Raw genomic sequence first — 2,226 nt, 5'->3', positions numbered from 1 at the left:
CTCCCACGCCGCTCGCCCCGCCACCGCGAGCGCGCGGCCCAGCGGCCCGGCCAGCGCCAGCCTGCCGCGTTCCTTGTGGGCGAGCAGCACCGCTCGCGCCTCGTCGGCGTACGGGGCGACGGCCCAGACGGGCGGCAGCCCGACGGGCTCGGGCACCGGCCGCACCCTGCGGGCCCGGCCCGCGCACAGCACCGCCCGGCACGGCGCGCACAGCACCGCGCGGCCCTCGCCGCAGCCCGCACACGCCGTCGGCAGAATCAGCGAGCCCAGCTCGCGCACCCATTCCCGCACGGCCTCACCGTTCCCGGGCGCACGGGCCCCGGCAACCGCCCGCGCGGGCGGTTTCGCGCCACCCCGGGCGGGAAACGGGCGAGCCGACCGGGGAGACTAGCCGGGATACACCGGGGCGAACCCCTGGATATCGTCGCCGTCGGTCATCATCTTCCACTCGGCGTCGTCCTGGAGACGGGCGATGTCGTCGCCGATCTGCGCCAGCAGCGGCTGCTCCGCGTCCTCGGCCGCGGCGATGCCGACCACGTCCACGTTGAGCCCCGGAACGGTCGGCACATGAGCCGAGGAGCCGTCGGTGGCCAGGTACTGGACCTGCTGCACGCCGTCCGCCGGCCGACCCACGACGACCAGGGTGCTGCTCCCCGCCCACGACACCGCGGCCACGTCCGCCAGTTGCGGCGCCACCTCCCGCAGCGCCGCCACGGTCACGGTCTCGCCCTCGTCGCCGCTGGTGCGTTCGATCCGGCCGAGCTGGAGCGAGGTGGACCCCGCCCCGCTGACGAGCATCACCACCCGCACGCCGTCCGAGGCCACCCGCACCGCGTCGATCCGCTCGCCGGGCGCCAGGCCCCGCACCGGGATCTCCCGAGCGGTCCCCTCGCCGCCGCTGAGCCTCAGCAGCCGCGGGTTCTCCGGGTCGCGATCGGCCACCCACAGATCGCCGAGCCCGTCCCAACTGGGCGCGCTCAGCCCCGCGTCCTCGCCCGTCGACCCGCTGCTCAGCGCCGTTTCACGCGGAACATCACCCCGGGTCAACGGCGCGACATAGAGCTCGGAGCCATCCGCCGCCACCCCGGCCGCCCGGTCGCCCTGCCGGCTGACGGCCGCGCTGCGCAGCCCGGCCTCCTCGTCACCCAGCGCGCCGCCCACGGGGGACGAGGTGGTGTCCTCCTCGACCAGCGACACCAGCCGGCCCAGCTCGTCGAGGAAGTACGCCCGGCTCAGCTCGCCGTCCAGCGCGCCCGGCGAGGAAACGGACCGCTCGGTGGCCTCCACCCCGCACAGCGCCGCGCCGGAGCCGGTCAGCAGCCGGGCCTCCGTCACCTCGGCCGTCGCCGCGTCCTGCCCGGTGTGCAGGAGCTGCGCCGCCATCTCCTCGCAGCGGTCCACCGACCAGCCGGCCGGCACCCCCTCCAGCCCGACCGTCAGCGTCCCCGAGTCGTCGATCACCGGGGGCCGCCCTTCCGGCAGCGTCACGCCCTCGGGGAACCGCGTGGTCACCACCGGCTCCTGCCACTCGCCCGGCCCGTCGAGCAGCGCGCGCACCGCGTCCCCGACCGGGTCGATCCGGCTGCGCACGTAGACCGGGTCCGGCACCAGGACCGCGTCCCCGTCCGTCGCCCTGGCCGACTCGCCGCCCAGATCGGCGTAATAGAACGTATCGACGGAGCGGTAGATCCTGCGGAAGTCCGCCTCACCCATCACCAGGCCGTCGGGCAGCTCGCTGATCCGCCACTCGCCCTCGACCCGTTCCAGCTCGAAGTCCGCCGTGTACTCGCCCGCCCGCGGGTCGTACCCCTGCGCGCCGTCCACCGTCGCGAGCCGCCGCCCGCTGAGCTCCACGTGCTCGCTCACCCCGGGCGGGCTGTCCAGCTCGGGCCCCGCCGCCAGCACCGTCGTACTGAAGAACGGGTCCCACGCCTCGGCCCGCGACGGCGTCAGATACTGCCTGGCCGTGTCGTACGCGGGGTCGTCACTGGTCACCGCCTCCAGGAAGCCGCGCACGATCTGCTCCGGCAGCATCCCCTCCTCCGGCGGCACCCCGTACACCAGCACCTGCGGATCCCCGTCGGTCCTGTCCGAGGAGTCGACCACGTGCACCGGGCCGCTGCCCGGCATCGACGCGCATCCCGCGAGCAGCAGCCCCGCGGCCAGCAGCCCTCCGGCCACCCGCCACCGCCGCCGCTCCCGGACTATCCGGTCAGTCCCCATGCC

General features: G+C 75.6%; 1 protein-coding gene and 1 pseudogene. Both read right to left on the bottom strand.

Annotated features, from left to right (window positions below):
* Window positions 1-291, bottom strand: a pseudogene (locus ADY01_RS35025) (ComF family protein); the annotation flags it as partial.
* Between the two features lie 96 nt (window positions 292-387).
* Window positions 388-2,226: LpqB family beta-propeller domain-containing protein (locus ADY01_RS35020; protein WP_324613481.1), on the bottom strand; the 1,839-nt coding region annotated here is incomplete at its 5' end.

This window comes from Streptomyces sp. SBT349 (assembly GCF_001083795.1).
Taxonomy (GTDB): domain Bacteria; phylum Actinomycetota; class Actinomycetes; order Streptomycetales; family Streptomycetaceae; genus Streptomyces.
Note: the sequence above shows the minus strand (reverse complement) of the source record. Positions and strands in the feature narration are given on the sequence as shown.